This window comes from Pseudomonas khavaziana (assembly GCF_036704165.1).
In the GTDB taxonomy this organism is placed as follows: domain Bacteria; phylum Pseudomonadota; class Gammaproteobacteria; order Pseudomonadales; family Pseudomonadaceae; genus Aquipseudomonas; species Aquipseudomonas khavaziana.
The window spans coordinates 908,045-928,158 of record NZ_CP129946.1; the positions used below are offsets into that span (position 1 = coordinate 908,045).

16 protein-coding genes are annotated in these 20,114 nt (G+C 61.3%); 3 read left to right on the plus strand and 13 right to left on the minus strand.

The annotated features are described in order from the left end of the window. Positions 1-108: 108 nt before the first annotated feature. The gene (locus QYQ93_RS03910) at positions 109-888 is read left to right on the plus strand and encodes a hypothetical protein (RefSeq protein WP_338476377.1); all 780 of its coding nucleotides are present in this window, start codon (positions 109-111) and stop codon (positions 886-888) included. On the opposite strand, the gene QYQ93_RS03915 is transcribed toward QYQ93_RS03910, so the two are convergent. The 13 genes from QYQ93_RS03915 to QYQ93_RS03975 form a co-directional block, all read right to left on the minus strand. Next, positions 885-1,481, minus strand: coding sequence for a MarC family protein (locus tag QYQ93_RS03915; RefSeq protein ID WP_003171467.1), 597 nt, complete (start codon positions 1,479-1,481; stop codon positions 885-887). The two genes, QYQ93_RS03910 and QYQ93_RS03915, sit on opposite strands and share 4 nt — an antisense overlap. Before the next feature lie 164 nt (positions 1,482-1,645). Then, positions 1,646-4,417 (minus strand): hybrid sensor histidine kinase/response regulator, encoded by a 2,772-nt coding sequence (locus tag QYQ93_RS03920; RefSeq protein ID WP_043049471.1) that lies wholly within the window; start codon positions 4,415-4,417, stop codon positions 1,646-1,648. 98 nt (positions 4,418-4,515) lie between these two features. Beyond that, positions 4,516-5,811, minus strand: coding sequence for a phosphoribosylamine--glycine ligase (gene purD / locus QYQ93_RS03925; RefSeq protein ID WP_043049472.1), 1,296 nt, complete (start codon positions 5,809-5,811; stop codon positions 4,516-4,518). A gap of 187 nt (positions 5,812-5,998) precedes the next feature. Next, positions 5,999-7,606, minus strand: coding sequence for a bifunctional phosphoribosylaminoimidazolecarboxamide formyltransferase/IMP cyclohydrolase (gene purH / locus QYQ93_RS03930; RefSeq protein WP_043049473.1), 1,608 nt, complete (start codon positions 7,604-7,606; stop codon positions 5,999-6,001). 81 nt (positions 7,607-7,687) lie between these two features. After that, positions 7,688-8,008, minus strand: a complete 321-nt coding sequence (fis, locus tag QYQ93_RS03935; RefSeq protein WP_043049474.1) for a DNA-binding transcriptional regulator Fis — start codon at positions 8,006-8,008, stop codon at positions 7,688-7,690. Further along, the gene (dusB, locus tag QYQ93_RS03940) at positions 8,005-9,018 is read right to left on the minus strand and encodes a tRNA dihydrouridine synthase DusB (protein ID WP_338476378.1); all 1,014 of its coding nucleotides are present in this window, start codon (positions 9,016-9,018) and stop codon (positions 8,005-8,007) included. Before dusB ends, fis begins: the two co-directional genes overlap by 4 nt. A gap of 185 nt (positions 9,019-9,203) precedes the next feature. Beyond that, positions 9,204-10,451, minus strand: a complete 1,248-nt coding sequence (locus QYQ93_RS03945; protein WP_043049476.1) for a DUF3426 domain-containing protein — start codon at positions 10,449-10,451, stop codon at positions 9,204-9,206. Between the two features lie 30 nt (positions 10,452-10,481). Next, on the minus strand, positions 10,482-11,360 hold the full coding sequence (prmA, locus tag QYQ93_RS03950) for a 50S ribosomal protein L11 methyltransferase (protein WP_043049477.1): 879 nt from the start codon (positions 11,358-11,360) through the stop codon (positions 10,482-10,484). Between the two features lie 275 nt (positions 11,361-11,635). Continuing rightward, on the minus strand, positions 11,636-12,997 hold the full coding sequence (gene accC / locus QYQ93_RS03955; protein WP_043049478.1) for an acetyl-CoA carboxylase biotin carboxylase subunit: 1,362 nt from the start codon (positions 12,995-12,997) through the stop codon (positions 11,636-11,638). 17 nt (positions 12,998-13,014) lie between these two features. Further along, complete coding sequence (gene accB, locus QYQ93_RS03960; RefSeq protein WP_043049479.1) at positions 13,015-13,479, minus strand: acetyl-CoA carboxylase biotin carboxyl carrier protein; 465 nt, start codon at positions 13,477-13,479, stop codon at positions 13,015-13,017. A 24-nt stretch (positions 13,480-13,503) separates the two neighbouring features. Further along, the gene (aroQ, locus tag QYQ93_RS03965) at positions 13,504-13,959 is read right to left on the minus strand and encodes a type II 3-dehydroquinate dehydratase (protein WP_043049480.1); all 456 of its coding nucleotides are present in this window, start codon (positions 13,957-13,959) and stop codon (positions 13,504-13,506) included. A 296-nt stretch (positions 13,960-14,255) separates the two neighbouring features. After that, positions 14,256-16,217, minus strand: a complete 1,962-nt coding sequence (locus QYQ93_RS03970) for a methyl-accepting chemotaxis protein (RefSeq protein WP_338476379.1) — start codon at positions 16,215-16,217, stop codon at positions 14,256-14,258. Positions 16,218-16,270: 53 nt separating this feature from the next. Then, complete coding sequence (locus QYQ93_RS03975; protein ID WP_338476380.1) at positions 16,271-17,941, minus strand: PleD family two-component system response regulator; 1,671 nt, start codon at positions 17,939-17,941, stop codon at positions 16,271-16,273. A gap of 298 nt (positions 17,942-18,239) precedes the next feature. On the opposite strand from QYQ93_RS03975, the gene QYQ93_RS03980 reads away from it, so the two are divergent. Then, entirely contained in the window at positions 18,240-19,307 is a 1,068-nt protein-coding gene (locus QYQ93_RS03980) for a DUF2333 family protein (protein WP_034117525.1), read from the plus strand. Between the two features lie 2 nt (positions 19,308-19,309). Continuing rightward, on the plus strand, positions 19,310-19,846 hold the full coding sequence (locus tag QYQ93_RS03985) for an NUDIX hydrolase (protein ID WP_043049483.1): 537 nt from the start codon (positions 19,310-19,312) through the stop codon (positions 19,844-19,846). Positions 19,847-20,114: the final 268 nt, after the last annotated feature.

Consider the following 20,114-nt stretch of genomic DNA (forward strand, 5'->3'; position numbering starts at 1 on the left):
CGGTTTTTGGTGGGTGTGGCCAAGGAATGTTTGTCCCATGGAAAACCCTCCCTGCACTGGACTAGGGTGCAAGTAAGCCCCATGTGGGGTGCTTGTGGAGAACTGGAAATGGAGCGACGTCACAGAAGGATCAACAGTAAAAAAAGGCGCAAATTGATCGCTGCCTATAAGCTGCCGGGAGCCCCTGGCAAGCAGCTCGCTTCAAGGTTGGATCGCGAGGACGACTGCAATGCGGCAGTGGTCAACAACAGCGTGATTTCCTTCGCCGAGGGACTGTCTGTGCTGAACCGCGAGTACATTCGCAAAAGCTACCTGCTGGCCAGCAGTTATGTGAGCGATGTGTTGAAGGTCCAACGGGGGACCGAGGCGTGGTACGACGAATTTATCAAGGTCATGGTCAGCCTGGGTTGGCTGCCGGTGCGCAGTCGCTTTGAGCGGGTCTCGCGTGCGGGCAAGGGCCTGACGGTGCAACTGGCGGCCCTGAATATCATCGCTGCGATGCTGGCGTCGACGTCGCTGTCGGGGCCATTGGTCAGCGCCTTGCCGAAGTTGGCTGCGGATGCACTGGAAGCGTTGAAGCAGCGGCCGGCGTGTTTCGATCTGTTCAAGCGCAACACGACGGTGCAGGAGGGCGGCGATTTTGGCCTGGCTTCTTGTACCGAAAACAACGGTGAACTGATGATGGTGCTGGTGACCTACAGCACCCACGGCGTGGATAAACACCTGGGCGTGCCCTTCCTGGAGTGGGACAGCTCGTCGTTCGAGGCATTCAGCGGGCAGACCTGTCTGGTACTGAATACTTCGGTGGTCAATGAAAAAACCATCCAACTGATGCGTGAAAGCGCTGGCGATAAGGTGCAGTTGGCCATTGCCAAGTACCGGATCTAAGGCACCAGGTAGCCGCGTACACCGGTAAAGATGATTTGCGCGGCCAGGGCGCAGACGAACAAGCCCATCAAGCGGCTGACAATCTGCAGGCCCTGGTCGCCAAGAATGCGTTCGATGCGGTTGGACAGGTACAGCACCACGCCCACCGTGAGGCTGGCCAGGGCAATGCTGAGGATAGCGGTGAGTTTGTCGTCCCAATGCGGTTGGCTGACGCCCATCACCAGTAATGCGCCGATGGTGCCGGGGCCGACGGTGAGGGGGATGGTCAGCGGCACAATGGTCACATCCTGCTGCACGTTGTCGGTCTGCACCGCCGACTTGCCTTGGGCCATGCCCAGGGCGGAAATGAACAACACGCTGCCGGCGCCGATCCGGAATGCGTCCACGGTAATGCCGAACACACTGAAAATCACCCGGCCGAACAGGTAGAGCAGCACGCTCGATACCAGGGTCGCCAGGGCCACCTTCCAGGCCAGGCGCCGGCGTTCCTTGCTGGAGTAACCACGGGTCAGGCTGATAAAGCAGGACAGCACAAAGAACGGGCTGTAGAGCACCAGCATCTTCAGGTAAACGCTGAATAACACATGGAGCATGGGGCTGGCTCGCGGGCGGTGGAAGTGTGGGCAGTCTATCAGGCGGCAGAGATCAAATGTGGGAGGGGGCTTGCTCCCGATAGCGGTGTGTCAGTAACAAATATGCTGACTGACCCACTGCTATCGGGAGCAAGCCCCCGTCCCACCTTTGATCGCATTTCAAATTATGACGAAGCATGTTCCGGGCGCTGTTGGCGCTGCGCTACCCAATAGTCCACCAGCTCACGCAACTGCGACAGCTCCACCGGCTTGGCCATATGCCCGTCCATGCCGGCCTGGCGTGCACGCTCTTTGTGTTCCGAGAGGATATGCGCGGTGAGCGCTACCACCGGCGTACGCACGCGTTGGTGGCTGACCTCCCACGCCCGCAGTTGCTGCGTGGCAGAGAAACCATCGAGGATCGGCATCTCACAGTCCATCAACACCAGGTCGTAACGCCGGGCTTTCATTGCCTCAAGCGCCTCTTCGCCATTGCTGGCGGTGTCCGGGTTGAGGTTGAGCTTGCCAAGCATGCCGCGTATCACTTTGGTGGAGATGCTGTTGTCTTCGGCCACCAGGATGCGGAAATCGCCGGGCACGCTCACGGCTGCCGGTACGCTGGGTGCCGGGCGTGGAAAAGCCGCGCCTTTGCTGCGCTGGGTCAGTTCGTCTGCCAGGGTGGTCTTGAGGGTGTAACCGGCCACCGGCTTGGCGAGGATGCGCTTGATCCCGCAGTTACGCGCAATGATCTTGCTCGGCGCGTTACTGATGCCGGTGAGCATGATCAGCAGGATGTCGTGGTTCAGGCTCGGGTCTTCCTTGATCTTCGCCGCCAGTTGCATGCCGGTCATGCCGGGCATGTTCTGGTCGAGCAGCACCACGTCGAAGTAATCACGCAGGTGCGCCTTGGTGCGCAACAGGGCCAGGGCCTCCTTGCCGGAAGGCACGGCGCTGACGTTCAGGCCCCAGGCGGTACATTGCTGCACCAGCACTTTGCGGCAGGTGTCGTTGTCGTCCACCACCAGCACGCGCGCGTCCTTGAGTGGGCCGTCGAGGTCGGAGGTCGGGTGTTCCAGGCGTTCCGGGTCCAGGGGCAGGGTCAGCCACAAGGTGCTGCCCTGGTGACTGCCGCTCTTGATACCGAACTCGCCGTTCATCAACAGGATCAGTTGGCGGGCGATAACCAGGCCCAGGTGGCCGCTCAAGCGCGTCGCCGAAAGGAAGTTCTTGCTGTGCAGTTCACTGTGCAGCAGGGCGTCGCGCTCGGCGGCTTCCATGGGCAGGCCGCTGTCCTGCACAGCAATACGCAAGCGTGGCTTGGCGCTGCGCTCGTCCAGGGCCACGACGATCAGCACTTCGCCTTCATCGGTCTTGTGCAGGGCGTTTTCCAGCAGGCTCAACAACGCCTGGCGCAGGCGCGTCGGGTCACCGCTGATCACCCGCGGCACCTGGGGCTGGATAAAGCTGATCAGCTCGACATTCTGCTGCTCGGCCTTGGCGCGGAAGATACTCAGGCAGTCGTCGATCAGCGCATTGAGGTCGAACTGCACATCGTCCAGTTCGATCTGGCCGGACTCGAGCTTGGAAATATCCAGGATCTCGTTGATCAGGGTAAGCAATTCGTTGCCGGCGCTGTGAATGGTCTGCACGTAGTCGCGTTGCTTCACCGATAAAGGCGTGCCCAGCAGCAGTTCGGTCATGCCCAACACGCCGTTCATGGGCGTACGGATCTCGTGGCTGATCTTCGCCAGGAACTCGGCCTTGGCGGCGATTTCGGCGTTGCTGGCTGCCAGGTCACGGCTGACGCTGAAGCGGGTTTCGACAATTGCGCGCTGGCGCTCGCCGAGGGCCAGGCTCATCAGCAGGCCGCTGATGCAGATAAAGCCCAGCAGGGTGACGATCAAGCCTTGCGGCGCCACCAGTGTGAGGCCGAGCAGGGCGGGCAGGATGATCAGCGTGCCGATGTTGAACACCACCATCGCCGCCACGAACAAGCGCGCCGGGCGGTAGCCTTTCTGCCAGTGGTAGGCCGAGACAAACAGCATGCTCAGGCCGGCCAGCGCCACCAGCGCATAGGTGATGATGTTCAGTGGCAGGGTATTGACGAACAACAGCAACAAGCCGCATAGCACGATCAGCAGGATGTCGGCCATCAACAGCTTGTTCAGCGGGTGCGGGCCCAGGGGCATGAAGAAACGATAGGCAAACATCAAGCCGCAGGGGGCGGTCAGCAGCAGGGCAAGGTATGCGCCGGGGGTCTGGATCGCATGCCAGTTCGGCAGCCATGGCCCTACCAGATTGAGGAGCAGCGCCAGGCTTAGCATCAACAGAAATTCACAGGCGGCCAACCACAGGCTGCTGCGCGAGCGATGGTAGGCGAAGCGCGTGAGGTTGTGCAGGATCAGCATGAGCAGCACGCCGAACAGCAGGCCGTAGATCAGTGTCTGGTTCTGGTTGGCGGCGGCCAGTACGGCCGGTTCCAAGGTGATGTAGGGGCGCAACTCGTGTTCCGAGACCAGCCGCAGGTACACCTCAAGGGGGCGCGGACTTTGGGGCATCGGCAGCATGAAGTCGCTGCTGGGCAACGGGCGTTCAGACTGGGGCTGGCGTGTGCCTGTGGTTTGCTGCTCTACCAGGGTGTCGCCGTCCAGCACATACAGGCCCAGGCTGGACAGGTCCGGCGCAAAGACCCGCAGCACTTGCTCGTGCTCGCCCGGTTGCAGCCTGAAGCGCACCCACAGCGCGCCGTCCGGCTGCGCGGCAGTGATGCGGTCCAGTTCGATGGGGCTGAATTGATTGGTGTAGCGGGCAGAACGGATGTCGCTCAGTTGCAGGTCGGCCTGTTCGTCAAGCAATACTGCCCAACCACTGCCTTGCGTGGCGGCCTGGGCCGGGAGCAAGCAGAGCAGGGTCAGCAGACTGACTGTGAAGCCTATGGCGATCCTGAGCCAGCGCACGGCGAAATCCCTTCGTAGGTTGATTGCACGGGTTAACTATGCGCGGGGCGACATGTGTACGGCAAGGGCCAGAGGCCCTTACCTAACCGAACGGATAGCTACGAGATGTTCTCACCACGTTCACGGGCAATGGCGCGGTAGCCAATGTCAGTGCGGTAGAAGCAACCTTTCCAGTCGATTTTCGCGGCCAGCTTGTACGCCTGCTGTTGCGCGGCATCGACACTGGCACCCATCGCGGTGGCGCACAACACTCTGCCACCTGCGGTTACAACTTTGCCGTCCTTGAGCGCGGTGCCTGCATGGAACACCTTGCCTTCCAATCCAGCGGCCGCGTCCAGGCCTTCGATCACATCGCCCTTGGCATAATCGGCAGGGTAGCCGCCGGCAGCCAGCACAATGCCGACGCTGGGACGCGGGTCCCATTGCGCTTCGACCTTGTCCAGCGCCTGGGCCAGTGCCGCCTCCACCAGCAGCACCAGGCTCGATTGCAGGCGCAGCATCACTGGTTGGGTTTCCGGATCGCCGAAGCGGCAGTTGAACTCGATGACTTTCGGATTACCGGCTTTATCGATCATCAGGCCGGCGTAGAGGAAACCGGTGTAGACGTTACCTTCGTCGGCCATGCCACGCACGGTCGGCCAGATCACCAGGTCCATGACGCGCTGGTGCACTTGGCTGGTCACTACCGGCGCCGGGGAGTAAGCACCCATGCCGCCGGTGTTCGGGCCGCTGTCGCCGTTACCGACACGCTTGTGGTCCTGGCTGGTGGCCATTGGCAGCACGTTCTTGCCGTCGACCATCACGATGAAACTGGCTTCTTCGCCGTCGAGGAATTCCTCGATGACCACACGGGAACCGGCGTCACCAAAGGCATTCCCGGCGAGCATGTCGCGCACGGCGTCTTCGGCTTCCTGCAAGGTCATGGCGACGATCACGCCTTTACCGGCAGCCAGGCCATCAGCCTTGATCACGATCGGCGCGCCTTTTTCACGCAGGTAGGCCAGGGCCGGCTCGATCTCGGTGAAGTTCTGGTAGTCGGCGGTCGGGATCTTGTGGCGTGCCAGGAAGTCCTTGGTAAAGGCTTTCGAGCCTTCCAGCTGGGCGGCACCGGCGGTGGGGCCGAAGCAATCCAGCCCACGGCTGCGGAACAGGTCGACGACGCCGGCCACCAATGGCACTTCCGGGCCGACGATGGTCAGGGCGACGTTTTTCTCGGCGAAATCTGCCAGTTGTTCCAGGGCCAGGACGTCAATGGCGACGTTTTCGCACTTGGCTTCAATGGCGGTGCCGGCGTTGCCGGGGGCGACGAAGACTTTCTGGACCCGGGGGTCCTGGGCAACTTTCCAGGCCAGGGCGTGTTCACGGCCACCGCTGCCAATGATCAAAACATTCATTTTAAAAACCTCAAATTCTGTAGGCGCTGCAGGAGCGCTTTTGAATGTGAGAGCGGGCTTGCTGTGGCGAGGGAGCTTGCTCCCGTTCGACTGCGAAGCAGTCGCCAGCTTTTGGGGGCGCTTCGCACCCCAGCGGGAGCAAGCTCCCTCGCCACACAACCCCCTCCCACATTTCCATCGAGTTGGATCAGTGGCGGAAGTGGCGCATGCCGGTGAAGACCATGGCGATGCCCGCTTCATCAGCGGCGGCGATGACTTCAGCATCACGCATCGAGCCACCCGGTTGGATCACGGCGGTCACGCCGGCTTTTGCGGCGTTGTCCAAACCATCGCGGAAAGGGAAGAACGCATCGGATGCCATGACCGATCCCGCCACCTGCAAACCGGCGTGTTCAGCCTTGATCGCGGCGATACGCGCCGAGTTCACGCGGCTCATCTGGCCGGCGCCGACACCGATGGTCTGGCGGTTCTTGGCGTAGACGATGGCGTTGGACTTGACGTACTTGGCCACTTTCCAGGCGAAGATCAGGTCGTTGATCTCTTGCTCGGTCGGCGCACGCTGGGTGACCACTTTCAGGTCCTGGCTGCCGATCATGCCGATGTCGCGGCTCTGTACCAGCAGGCCGCCGTTGACGCGCTTGTAGTCCCAGGCAGCGGCACGCTCGGCCGTCCATTCGCCACAGGCCAGCAGGCGCACATTGGCCTTGGCGGCGACGATGGCGCGGGCTTCTTCACTGACACTTGGGGCGATGATCACTTCGACGAACTGGCGCTCGACGATGGCCTTGGCGGTCTCGGCGTCCAGCTCGCGGTTGAAGGCGATGATGCCGCCGAACGCGGATTCGGTGTCGGTGGCGTAGGCCAGTTCGTAGGCCTGGCGGATACCGCCCTCAGCGTCCGGGCTGACGGCCACGCCGCACGGGTTGGCATGCTTGACGATCACGCAGGCCGGCTTGACGAAGCTCTTCACGCATTCCAGCGCGGCGTCGGTATCGGCCACGTTGTTGTAGGAAAGTTCTTTGCCTTGCAGCTGGGTCGCGGTGGCGATGCCCACTTCGGCAGGCTTGGCTTCCACGTAGAACGCCGCGCTCTGGTGCGGGTTCTCGCCGTAGCGCATTTCCTGGGCCTTGATGAACTGGCTGTTAAAGGTGCGCGGGAACTGGCTGCGGCCTTCTGTGCTCAGGGTTTCGGCGGCCTGGTTCACGGTGCCCATGTAGTTGGCGATCATGCCGTCGTAGGCGGCAGTGTGTTCGAATGCCTTGAGCATCAGGTCGAAGCGCTGGGCGTAGGTCAGGCCACCGGCCTTGAGGCCTTCCAAAACCTGGGCGTAGTCGCCGGCGTTGACCACGATGGCCACGTCTTTATGGTTTTTGGCGGCCGAGCGGACCATGGTTGGGCCACCGATATCGATGTTTTCGATGGCGGTCGGCAGGTCGCAGCCTGGCTTGTTGATAGTGGCTTCGAACGGGTAGAGGTTAACGGCCACCAGGTCGATCGGCTTGATGCCGTGCTCGTTCATGATGGCGTCGTCGATGCCGCGACGGCCGAGGATACCGCCGTGGATTTTCGGGTGCAGGGTCTTGACGCGACCGTCCATCATTTCTGCGAAACCGGTGTAGTCCGCCACTTCCACTGCGGCCACGCCGTTGTCCTGCAGCAGTTTGAAGGTCCCGCCTGTGGAGAGGATTTCCACACCCAGGGCTTCCAGCTCCCGGGCAAATTCAAGGATCCCGGTCTTGTCGGATACACTGATCAAGGCGCGGCGGATCGGCAGGCGGGTAGTCTGGTCGGTCATTTCAATTTCCATCAAAAGCAAAGGAGTCAGCAAAAAAGGCGACCGGTTTTACGCGGGCGCCTTTCTGGTTTGATTGAATGCTTACAGCAAATCGTACTGCTTGAGCTTTTTGCGCAAGGTGCCACGGTTGAGGCCCAGCAGCTCACTGGCTTTGGTCTGGTTGCCCTTGACGTAGTTCATCACGCTTTCGAGCAAGGGCGCCTCGACTTCGGAGAGCACCAGGTTGTACACGTCCGTGACGGAAGCGCCCTCAAGGTGGGCGAAATAATTGTGCAGCGCCTTCTCGACACTCCCGCGAAGGGTCTGGCCTTCTTCGCTGGGCGTGTTGAGGTGCTGTTTCAAATTGACGTTGTCGCTCACGGGTGTTGTTCCACTCACTAAAGTCTCGGTCATCGTCGTCATGCGGCCACCCCTTCTCCATCCCCTGTTCCCAGGCTCTTGTCACGTTCGGCAAAGAACTCACGAACGGTGGCGACCTGTGCCTGCGTTTCATCCAAACGATTGAACTGGGCGCGGAACTCCTTGGCGCCCGGCAAGGTGGCGAGATACCAGCCGACATGCTTTCGAGCAATGCGCACCCCCATCACATCTCCATAGAAGGCGTGCAGGGCGGCCAGATGCTCTAGCAGAATACGTTCCACCTCGTTCAGTTCCGGTGCCGGCAAGGCTTCGCCGGTACGCAGGAAGTGCTCGATCTCACGAAAAATCCACGGCCGCCCCTGGGCGGCCCGGCCAATCAACAAACCATCGGCACCGGTGGCGTGCAGCACGCGCCGGGCTTTCTCGGCTGAGTCGATGTCGCCATTGGCAAACACCGGCATCGACACGGCCTGCTTGATCGCGGCAATGGTGTCGTACTCGGCTTCACCGGTGTAAAGGTCGGCGCGGGTGCGGCCATGCACCGCCAGCGCTGTAATACCTGCCTGTTCAGCGATCTTCGCCACCGTCAGGCCATTCCTGTTGTCCCGGTCCCAACCGGTACGGATCTTCAGGGTCACCGGCACATCCACTGCGGCGACAACGGCCTGCAGGATCTCGGCGACCAACTGCTCATCCTTCAACAAGGCGGAGCCGGCGGCCTTGTTGCAGACCTTCTTGGCCGGGCAGCCCATGTTGATATCAATGATCTGCGCACCCAGCTCCACATTGGCCCGGGCCGCGTCCGCCAGCATCTGTGCGTCACCTCCGGCGATCTGCACCGAGCGTGGCTCGGGATCACCTTTGTGGATCATGCGCATCCGCGACTTGCGGGTGTTCCACAGACTCATGTCGCTGGTAACCATTTCAGAGACTACTAGGCCCGCGCCCAAACGTTTGCACAGCTGACGAAAGGGCTGGTCGGTGACTCCCGCCATCGGGGCGAGGATCAAGCCGTTCTGCAATGTGTATGGGCCGATGCGTACCGCCGACATAGGACTTCCCTGTTGTGGGGCCGGATCATTAGAGTTCGAAAAAGGGTTGGCATGATACCCGCTCTCGATGACTGGTTAAAGGCTGAATTGGATAAAATCTGAACAGTTACTTTTTTATCGCCATCGGTTTGGTCGATGGCGACAAAGTCAATCATCCGCCGTCAAACTTCGGGATGTGCACAGGTTCACTCGGGCGAATGGAAGCTCAGGCTGTAATTCACGGCCCTGTTGCCTGGATCAAGGATATCCAGGGATATGTGGATCGGCGTCTGCGAAGGCATTTCGCTGACGCCGGCCAACTCGCCGCTCAGGTATTCGGCGGGTTTGAAGCGGCGACTGGCAATCAGGCTGCCGTTCAAGTCCGCAAAGCGCAGTTCCAGCAGCGGGAAGGGCTGGGAGAAGGTCGCACGGTTATAGATGATCGCATCCACCACCAGCGCCCCGGCGAAGTCCGGATGGCTGCGTACCACCAGGTTGCTGCTCTTGATGTGGGCAATATCGACCCGCGATGGCACGGTACAGCCCAGTTTCGGGCACAGTTGCTGGAACCACGGGCGGTAGGCGTCCTGGCGGGCCAGGTCGTCGAATTGGTAGGCGATGTACTGGCCTGCCAGGCCTGCGGCGGCGAGCACTACCAGCAGTATCCAGATCAAACGGCGGCCCCAGCCTGACGGGCGTTTCTGCGCATACAGGTGCAGCGGATCGTCTTCCAGGTCCTGGAGCAGGTCGTCGTGTACGGCGGCTTCCGGGCGCGAGCGTTTGCGGCGTGACGGCAGACGATCGTCGGGTTCAGACTCACCTCCCGCGTCGGTAACAGGCGTCAGCGGCGGGTCGGGGTTGTCATCGCCAGGGGAGGCGTCGTCGTTGAAATCGTCGGAATGGATCGACATGGACGGTTCGGTGCGCTGGTTGGCCGCCTGCGCCCTGGCCGGCTCTGGCAGGTCTTCAGGTGCCAGGGTGCGCTCCTCGGGTGGCTCACTGAACAGGCTGGCGGCCCATTTTTCTTCTTCGGCCTTCACCGTATCGCGACTGGCGCTGAAAGACTCTTCCTTTTGCCGACGCTCGGCGCCTGGTTGGCGACGTTCTGCATCCAGTGGCTGGGTGTGCAGGGGCTCGCGACGTTCCAGCTTGGCCAGTTCCTTGTCCAGGTTATCCAGGTCCAGCTCTTCGGCCGTCCATTGTTTTTGGCTGATTGCCCGCGGTGGCTCGGGTGTCGCTTCGACAGTCGATCTATCGGCTGGCTCGGCGCCAGCCGGTAGCTCCGGTTGGGCTGCAGGCGCATGAGCGCGTTGCTCCAGCAACTGGCGAGCGGCGTTGAACACTTGCAGGCACGAGCCGCAGCGCACCACGCCACGGGCCGCGCTCAACTGCGCATGGTTGACGCGGAAACGGGCTTGGCAGTGCGGGCACTGGGTGACGAAGCTGTCGGTCATGCGGTCATCCGATTCAGGCAAGCGCTCATTCTAGCGCCGACGACCACTGATGCGTACCCAGCCATCACGGTTGGCGATCGGGTCCAATTCGAAATCCTGGGCGTAGGCTGCGGCGACGTCTTCACCTTGTTCGGCGAGGATACCCGACAGCGCCAGGCGCCCGCCGGGCTTGACCAGGCTGGACAATTGCGGCGCCAGGGCAACCAATGGCCCGGCGAGGATATTGGCAACCAGCACATCGGCCTGTACCTGCGGCAGATCCTCCGGCAGGTAGAGTGGGAATTTGCCTTCGGCGATGTGGTTGCGCCCGGCGTTGTCGCGGGAGGCTTCCAGGGCCTGCACATCGATGTCGGTGCCCACGGCCTCCTTGGCGCCCAGCAGCAGGGCGGCAATCGCCAGGATCCCGGAGCCGCAGCCGAAGTCCAGCACGTTACAGTCGGTCAGGTCCTGGCCGTCCAGCCATTCCAGGCACAGTGCGGTGGTGGGGTGGGTGCCGGTGCCGAACGCCAGGCCCGGATCCAGCAGCAGGTTGACGGCGCCAGGCTCCGGGGCGGCGTGCCAGCTCGGTACGATCCACAGGCGCTGGCCGAAGCGCATGGGCTGGAAATTATCCATCCAGCTGCGTTCCCAGTCCTGGTCTTCGATTACTTCGCTGTGATGCTCGGGCAGCGGCGCGCCGGTGAGCAACTCCATATGGGCCAGGACGCTGGCGGCCTCGGTGCCGTCTTCGAACAGGGCCAGCAAATGGGTGTGCGACCACAGCGGCGTGGTGTTGAGTTCAGGTTCGAAGATCGGCTGGTCTTCGGCGTCCATGAAGGTCACCGACACGGCGCCCACTTCGAGGAACGCGTCTTCATAGGTTTCGGCTTGTTCTGGGCTGATGGCGAGACGGACTTGCAGCCAAGGCATGGCGGGCACCTTTGAAAAAATGAATGTGCAGCGAGTAGGCCGCGAAAGCGCGCAAGTTTACGCGAGCGGACGGCAGAAGACGACATTACTGAATGAGCGCGGACCAAATGTGGGAGGGGGCTTGCTCCCGATAGCGGTGGATCAGTTACAGATACTGAGGCTGACACACTGCATCGGGAGCAAGCCCCCTCCCACATTTGGACAGTGTCCATCCTGGAAAACAGGTGTGCAGAAACAACAAAGCCGCCCGAAGGCGGCTTTGTTGGGTGGAGCACTTACTGGTTGGCCAGCTTGTGTTCCAGGTAGTGAATGTTCACACCACCTTCGCAGAAGCCTTCATCACGAACCAGGTCCCGATGCAGCGGGATGTTGGTCTTGATGCCGTCGACCACGATTTCGTCCAGGGCGTTGCGCATACGGGCCATGGCCTCGTCGCGGGTGGCGCCCCAGGTGATCAGCTTGCCGATCAGCGAGTCGTAGTTGGACGGAACCTTGTAGCCGCTGTACAGGTGCGAGTCCACACGTACGCCGTTGCCGCCGGGCGCGTGGAAATGCTTGACCAGGCCAGGGCTTGGGATGAAGGTTTTCGGGTCTTCGGCGTTGATCCGGCACTCCAGGGAGTGGCCGTGCATCTTCACGTCGTCCTGGGTGAAGGACAGCACGTTGCCGGCGGCGATGCTCAGCATCTCCTTGACGATGTCGATACCGGTGACCATCTCCGATACCGGGTGCTCTACCTGCACACGAGTGTTCATCTCGATGAAGTAGAAACGACCGTTCTCGTAGAGGAACTCGAAGGTACCTGCACCACGGTAGTTGATGTCGATGCACGCCTTGACGCAGCGTGCCAGGACTTCCTGACGGGCTTTCTCGTCGAGGCCCGGTGCCGGGGCTTCTTCCAATACCTTTTGGTGGCGACGTTGCAGCGAGCAATCGCGGTCGCCCAGGTGGATGGCGTGGCCCTGGCCGTCGGACAGTACCTGGACTTCCACGTGACGTGGGTTGGTCAGGTATTTTTCCAGGTAGACCATTGGGTTGCCGAACCAGGCACCCGCTTCGGAGCGGGTCTGCTTGGCGGCTTCGATCAGGTCTTCTTCCTTGTGCACCACGCGCATGCCGCGACCACCGCCGCCACCGGCGGCCTTGATGATCACCGGGTAACCGACTTCGCGACCAATGCGCAGGGCGGTTTCCTCGTCTTCCGGCAGCGGGCCGTCAGAACCTGGAACGGTTGGCACGCCGGCAGCGATCATGGCGTCCTTGGCCGACACCTTGTCGCCCATCAGGCGAATGGTTTCGGCTTTCGGGCCGATGAAGGCAAACCCGGATTTTTCCACCTGTTCGGCGAAATCGGCGTTTTCCGCGAGGAAGCCGTAGCCCGGGTGGATACCATCAGCGCCGGTCACTTCGGCCGCGGCGATGATGTTCGAGACCTTCAGGTACGAGTTCGCAGCCAGTGGCGGGCCGATGCAGATGCTTTCGTCCGCCAGTTTCACGTGCATCAGTTCGGTATCGGCCGTCGAGTAAACAGCGACGGTCTTGATGCCCTCTTCCTTACAGGCGCGCAGGATACGCAGCGCGATCTCGCCGCGGTTGGCGATCAGGACTTTTTGCAGTTTCTTCGCAGGTTTCAACATCGAAGGTGCTCCGCGGTTCAAACGATGGTGAACAGCGGCTGGTCGTACTCAACCGGCTGACCGTTTTCCACCAGGATGGATTCGATGACGCCGGCTTTTTCGGCCGTGATGTGGTTCATCATCTTCATCGCCTCGACGATGCAGATGGTGTCGCCCACTTTCACGGTCTTGCCCACTTCAACGAAGGCTGGCGAGGTCGGTGCCGGGGTGCGGTAGAACGTACCGACCATGGGCGACTTGACCACGAAACCGTTCAACGCGGGTGCGGCTGGGGCAGCAGGGGCTGCGGCAACTGCTGGAGCGGCGGCAGGCGCGGCAGCGGCAGGAGCCGGTGCTTGCATCTGCGGTGCGTAGAACTGTTGGGCCGGGGTCTTGCTGTGACGGCTGATCCGTACGGATTCTTCGCCTTCCTTGATTTCCAGCTCGTCGATACCGGATTCTTCCAGCAGTTCGATCAGTTTCTTAACTTTACGGATATCCATGAATCATCAACTCCCAAGGGTCGGTCAGGGGCGCTTGGCCTGTTCTTCAAGCTGTTCCAGGGCGGCCTCCAGGGCCAGTCGGTAACCGCTGGCGCCAAGGCCGCAGATCACTCCTACCGCTACATCGGAGAAGTAAGAGTGATGGCGGAAAGGTTCGCGTTTGTACACGTTGGACAAATGCACTTCGATGAATGGGATGCTCACCGCCAGCAACGCGTCACGTAATGCAACGCTTGTGTGTGTAAAAGCGGCGGGATTGATCAGAATAAAGTCCACACCTTCGCCACGCGCGGCATGGATGCGATCAATCAATTCGTACTCGGCATTGCTTTGCAGATAGAGCAGATGGTGGCCGGCAACACGGGCCCGTTTTTCCAGGTCAAGGTTGATCTGGTCGAGGGTCACTGCCCCGTAGACGCCCGGTTCGCGGGTGCCGAGCAGGTTCAGGTTGGGTCCGTGAAGAACCAGTAAGGTCGCCATCGGCTGTTCCTTGTTATGGGTATGGGTGCGGCAGAACCCGGCGACTATGCCGCAAAGCCTTTGTGACTGTCCAGTTCTATGCAGTAGGCAGCACGATTAGCGAGGATTGCGCAAAATTTGTGACTGTGGCCCAAGATCCAGTCATGCCTGACACGGTCTTGAATCCACTGAAGATCAAATGTGGGAGGGGGCTTGCTCCCGATACATTGGGTCAGTCTCAATACCTGTAGCTGATCCACCGCGATCGGGAGCAAGCCCCCTCCCACATTCGATCTACCACAGGGCGGGACATCGGGTCAGACGCGGAAGGCTTGTACGGCAGTGTTGAGCTGCCCACCCAGCACCAGCAGGTGTTCGCCCTGGCTACGCCCCTGACCGATACGCAGCAGGTTGTCCTCACCCAACTGGTGAATCCGCTCGCTGTTATCGCGAATCTCACTCACGGCCCCACTCTGCTGCGCGGTCACATCGGCGATGCGCACCGCAGTTTCGGAAATCGTCTGGATCGCCCCGACGATTTCATCCAGCGCGCCATCTGCGGCCTGGGCTTGCTGGGCGGTGGCTTCGGCGTGTTCGACCTGGGCGCGCATGCCTTGCACCGATTGGTGGGCGGCGGTTTGCAGGCCGGCGATCAGGCCCTGGATTTCGGCGGTGGCGCCTGCGGTACGTTGGGCCAGCGAGCGAACTTCGTCGGCCACCACGGCGAAACCACGCCCGGCTTCACCGGCACGGGCGGCTTCGATGGCGGCGTTGAGGGCCAGCAGGTTGGTCTGGTCGGCAATCGAGCGAATCACCGTAAGCACACCGCCGATGGTGGCGGATTCTTCTGCGAGTTTCTCGATCATCTGCGCATTTTGCTGCACTTCACCCACCAGGGCATGCAGCCCGGTCAGGCTCAGGCCGATCACCCGCTGGCCTTGCTCCACCGCCTGGCCGGCGTTGCGACTGGCGCCGGCGGCCTGGCTGGCATCACCGGCTACCTGCTGGATGGTGGCTTCCAGTTCGCCCAGGGAATCACGAATCTGCGCGGTATCGCCGGCCTGGCGTTCGGCGCCGTCGTGCAGGCCGCTGCTCAGTTCGGCCAGGGCGCGGCTGCTGCCGGCGACTTCTTCGGCGTTGCCACGAATGGTGCCCACCAGGTCCACCAGGTAGGCGCGCAAACGGTTGAGGGAGGCTTCGATAGCGTGCAGTTCACGGTTGGTCCTGCCCAAGGCAATGGGCTGGCTGAAGTCGCCTTCGGCCCAGGTGGACAAGGCCGGTGCCAGGTTGGTCAGTACCCGTGCCAGGCGGCGTTGCAGGGTGTCGATCAGCAGCGCGATCAGCAGGATCAGGCCAATCATCACGCCTTGGATGACGCGTACTTCGCCCTGGATCCTGGCGTGTTGCGCGCGCACCACTGGCTCCAGTCCGGCGATGGCTTGCTGCACGCTGGCGATCTTCAACTGGGTGCCGGCGGCGAGGTCGGCGCGTTGCTGGATCTGCTCCCGGGTGCGCTTGAGTTCGGCGGGGTAACGGGTCAGCAGGCTATTGAGTTCGCGCTTGAGATCGACGCCAGTATCTTGGGCTTCGGTTTTTTCGGTGTTTTCCAGGCCCATCAGTGCAGAGAAATCATCGGTGTTGGATTCGGCGCTGGCCTTGACCCCAAGCAACGGCAATTGTCCCAGCAGGTCGGCTTGGATACGGATATTGGCGATCTCTCGCTCCACCTCATCAGCCAGCTCGGCGCGGCCACTGCTCACCAGCTTGTCCCGCGCCAGGGACAGCTTGCCCAGGTGTTGCGAGGCGGCGAGCAGCGCTGGCAGGTAGCGGGCTGCATCGGCGGAATTGACGCCGCTGGCGTATTGGCTCAGTTGCTCCAGGTTTGCCCCCAGTTCGCGTTCGGCCTGCAACAGCAGCGCTTGCGGGTCGCCGGCCAGTTTGCCGGCGGCCAGCAGGTCTGTCTTGCTGAAGGTTTCCAGGTCCGCCAGGCTGGGGCGCAGGGTTTGCGCCAGCTCGGCCGGGAGCTCGGCGAGTTGCTGCAACAGGCTTTCCAGGCTCTGGCTGGCAGCGCTCAGGCGCAGGGCATCGCCGCTGGCCAGGTAGTCGTCGATATTACGTGCAGCCTGGTTTTGAAACACCTGGGACAGGCCCAGGTAACGCTCCATCAATAAATACGGACGCTCCAGCGCCCGTTGCGACCACCAAAGCGTCGCGCCGAGGGCCAGGCAAACGGCCACCAGCAGAAGGGTATTGAGATTGGTCAGCAGCTTGAGGCGCATGCGGGGTTTCAACCGACGGCAAAAGATAAGTGCCTGAAGTTATTGCGCCTGCGTTACAGAGTTATGACCGATTCGGTGGATTCTGGTGAAAAGATGGCACTTTGCTTTGATGTGCGGGCCGCTTGTACCCGGTTACGCCCGGCGCCCTTGGCGCGGTACAGCGCTTCATCGGCCTGGGCGGCCATCATCAGGCTGTCGGAGTCGTCGCACAGCTCCACCAGGCCGGCGCTGAAGGTGCACCACAAATCCTGGGGTTGGGCGGGGTAGTGGATTTCTGCAAAGCGCCCGCGAATCTCGTCCAGCACCTTGCAGGCCGATTCCAGGTCGGTGTCGGGCATGACGATGGCGAATTCTTCACCGCCATAACGGCCAATATAGTCGGTCTTGCGCAAACGTTGCTTGAGAAACAGCGCCAGGCTCTTGATCACGCGATCGCCCATGGGGTGGCCGTGACTGTCATTGACCCGCTTGAAGTGGTCGATATCCAGCATGGCAAAGCTCAACGGCTTGTTCTCGCGGCGGGCGCGGAAGCTGCAGTCTTCGAGCAATTGCAGGATATGGGTATGGTTGTATAGCCCGGTCAGGCTGTCGCGCACCATCCGCGCCTTCAAGTTGCGCGCCCGCGCTGCGCGGTTGCGCACGGTGGTGATCAGGTGGCGCGGCTTGATCGGCTTGGTGAGGAAGTCGTCGCCACCTTCACTCATCGCGTCCAGTTGTTTATCCAGGTCGTCTTCGGCCGACAGGTAGATGATCGGCACGCTGACATAGCGGTCGTTATGGCGGATCACCTTAGCCAGTTCGGTACCGGTACAGGCAGGCATATACATGTCGAGGATGATCAGGTCGGGCTGGAAATCCGCCAGCTCGGCCATGGCCTGGATCGGTTCGATCAGGGTGCGGGTGACAATGCCGGCGCTGTTGAGCAGGCGTTCTGTATGCAACGCCTGGGCCCGCGAGTCGTCAATGATCAGCACCTTGTACGGCTCGTACTGGGCAATGCAGGTGAGCACTTCGATCTTTTCCAGCAGGCTGGAGGCTTCCAGGGTGCCGGTGAGGAACTCCTCGCCGCCAGCGCGCACGGCAGCCAGGAGCGTCGGGGTGTCGGTTTCGTGCAGGCTGAAAAACAGCAGCGGCAGCTTTTGCTCCAGGCCCTCCTGGGCTTCGGCAGCGAGCTTGAGGCCCAGGCCTGTGCCGCAGAAGTCCACATCCATCACAATCGCCGACGGCAGGCGCTCGGCCATGGCCGCGCGAAAGGCCGCGACACTGTCCAGGGACTGGGCGCTCATGCCAAAGAATTCCAGCTGCTTGGCCAGACGCTCGGCGCGATCATGGTCAGCGAGCATCACGTAGATGGGCTTGCGCATCGGCGGCAGGAAGGTTTGCTCAAGCTGGTCGCCCTGGCGCAGGCCGGTGCGCGACAGGCGTTGCATCAGGCGGTTGAGCTCGGTAATCAACTGGCTGCTCAGGCGGCCGCGGTTTTCGTCCACTGCCTGCAGGGATTCACCGATATGCCGGGCCAGCTGGCTGTGTTCCGGCTGTTCGAAACGCTCGGCAAAGCGCAGCAGGCGCAGGTTGGCTTCGCTGAGTTCGGAGAAATCGGCATTCGACCATTCGCTGCGCTGCAGGCGCTGCCAGATCTCGAGAATTTGACGTGCCTGATGAATTACCCGCTGGGCAAAATGCTGCTTGAGACGCTCGCGGCTGGGGTCTTCTGGCTCGGTCATATCCTGACTACTGTGAGGGTGCATGCTGAGGTCGACTGATGGCTCTATGCTAGCACCTCTTTTCTATTGCATGAGTGTCATACGTCAATTAAGTCCGCGTGCGTGACATTCAGTTATCGACCCACTGGTCGCGCAGCGTAAAAGACGTGCATCCTTTATAGTCCAATTGCCGTTGCGCGCCACTTTCGCGCAAAAGCCCCGCACCGATGGGCACGATGGGGTAGGGTTGTGGTCGGAGTGTCTGAACGCACCCGGACAATTGACGTGCATGAACTCAAGTGATTGAAAGGATATCGCCATGCTGGACTGGAAAAACCGTGCAGGCAGTGCCAAAGGCCCCGCCCCTGAGCCTAAGTCGGCCAACCGCAGCTATTTTCGCAACCTGCTGATGAGCCGAGCCTTGCTCAGCGTGATCTGCTTGTACCTGCTGGTCACCGGTGGCCTGGGTTGGTACTGGAGCCAGGAGCCGGCGCTGTTTCCGGTCCAGCAAAACGCCCAGCTTGCCGCCGAGAAGGAAGGCAAGCAGATGGTGGTGGGCTATACCACCGTCGAGACCCTCAAGTCCGTGGTCGGCACCTTGCTGAACAAGCCAGGCGGCTACATTTCCAATGATCGTTTCCCGCCTGGGCTGTGGATGGACAACATGCCGAGCTGGGAATATGGCGTGCTGGTGCAGGTACGCGACCTGACCCGCGCCCTGCGTAAAGATTTCGCCCGCTCACAGTCGCAGTCGGCTGAAGACGCCGATCTGGCCAAGGCTGAGCCGCGCTTCAACTTCGATAACAAGAGCTGGGTGCTGCCGTCCAGTGAGTCGGAATACCAGGAAGGCATCAACTCCCTGAGCCGCTACGAAGCGCGCCTGTCTGACCCTAACCAGCGCGGCGCGCTGTTTTATGCGCGTGCCGACAACCTGAACAACTGGTTGGGCGATGTCGCCACCCGTTTGGGCTCGTTGTCCCAGCGCCTGTCGGCCAGCGTGGGTCGAGTCAAGCTGAACACCGCGCTGAAAACCGAGGCGCTGGCGCCGGGCGAAGTGCCGCAGGTCGATGAGGAAGTGGTGGAAACTCCATGGATGCAGATCGACAACGTGTTCTACGAAGCGCGCGGCCAAGCGTGGGCCCTGTCCCATCTGCTGCGTGCCATCGAAGTCGACTTTGCCGACGTGCTGGCCAAGAAAAACGCCACCGTCAGCGTGCGCCAGATCATTCGTGAGCTGGAGGCCTCGCAGGAACCGGTTTGGAGTCCTATGATTCTCAATGGCAGTGGCTTCGGTGTACTGGCGAACCATTCGCTGGTGATGGCCAACTACATTTCCCGGGCAAACGCTGCAGTGATCGATTTGCGTCAGCTCCTCAACCAGGGTTGATGATGGACGCTTCATCCAGAGAGGCCGCACACCGTGCGGCTTCCGATGCCGAACTGATCTGCTGGGTCGACGAGCAGGACAACCTGCTCGGCCACCGCGTCAGGTCTGACCTTCGTAAGCTCGGCCTGATCGGCCGTTGCACCTTTATCTTCCTGTTCAATTCCCAAGGCGAGCTGTGCGTGCATCGGCGCACCTTGAGCAAGGCGTTGTATCCCGGGTTCTGGGATACGGCGGCGGGCGGCATGGTAGCGGCCGGTGAGTCTTACGCGTTGTCGGCAGCCCGCGAGCTGGAAGAAGAGTTGGGTGTCAGCGGTGTGCCATTGATCGAGCATGACCACTTCTATTTCGAAGAGGGTGACAGCCGGCTTTGGTGCAAGTCTTACTCCGCAGTGTGGGACGGGCCCCTGCGGCTGCAGCCCGAAGAGGTGATGGAAGCACGGTTTTTAACCATCGAAACCATCCAGCAGGAGGCCGCACAAAAGCCCTACTGCCCGGACGCCCAAGAAGGTCTGCGGCGCTATCTGGCCCTGCGTCGCTAAAGTTGCAAAAAATGGCGCCATTTGGCTCTTAGCAAGTCGGCTTTTTGCCGTTACACTGCGCGCCTTTTCACCCGAACCACTATTGTTTCACCCTGTAGGAGCGAGCTTGCTCGCGAAAAACGCCAAGACACCGCGTGCTGCCTGAACGCCCGCGTTATCGTTGACGACCTTCGCGAGCAAGCTCGCTCCTACCGTGGATGTTACCTTGACGGTTCGGTAGCGCTGCCCCTGCCAGAGTGGGGCTTCGCGGTCGGTCTCGCCCGTTGGT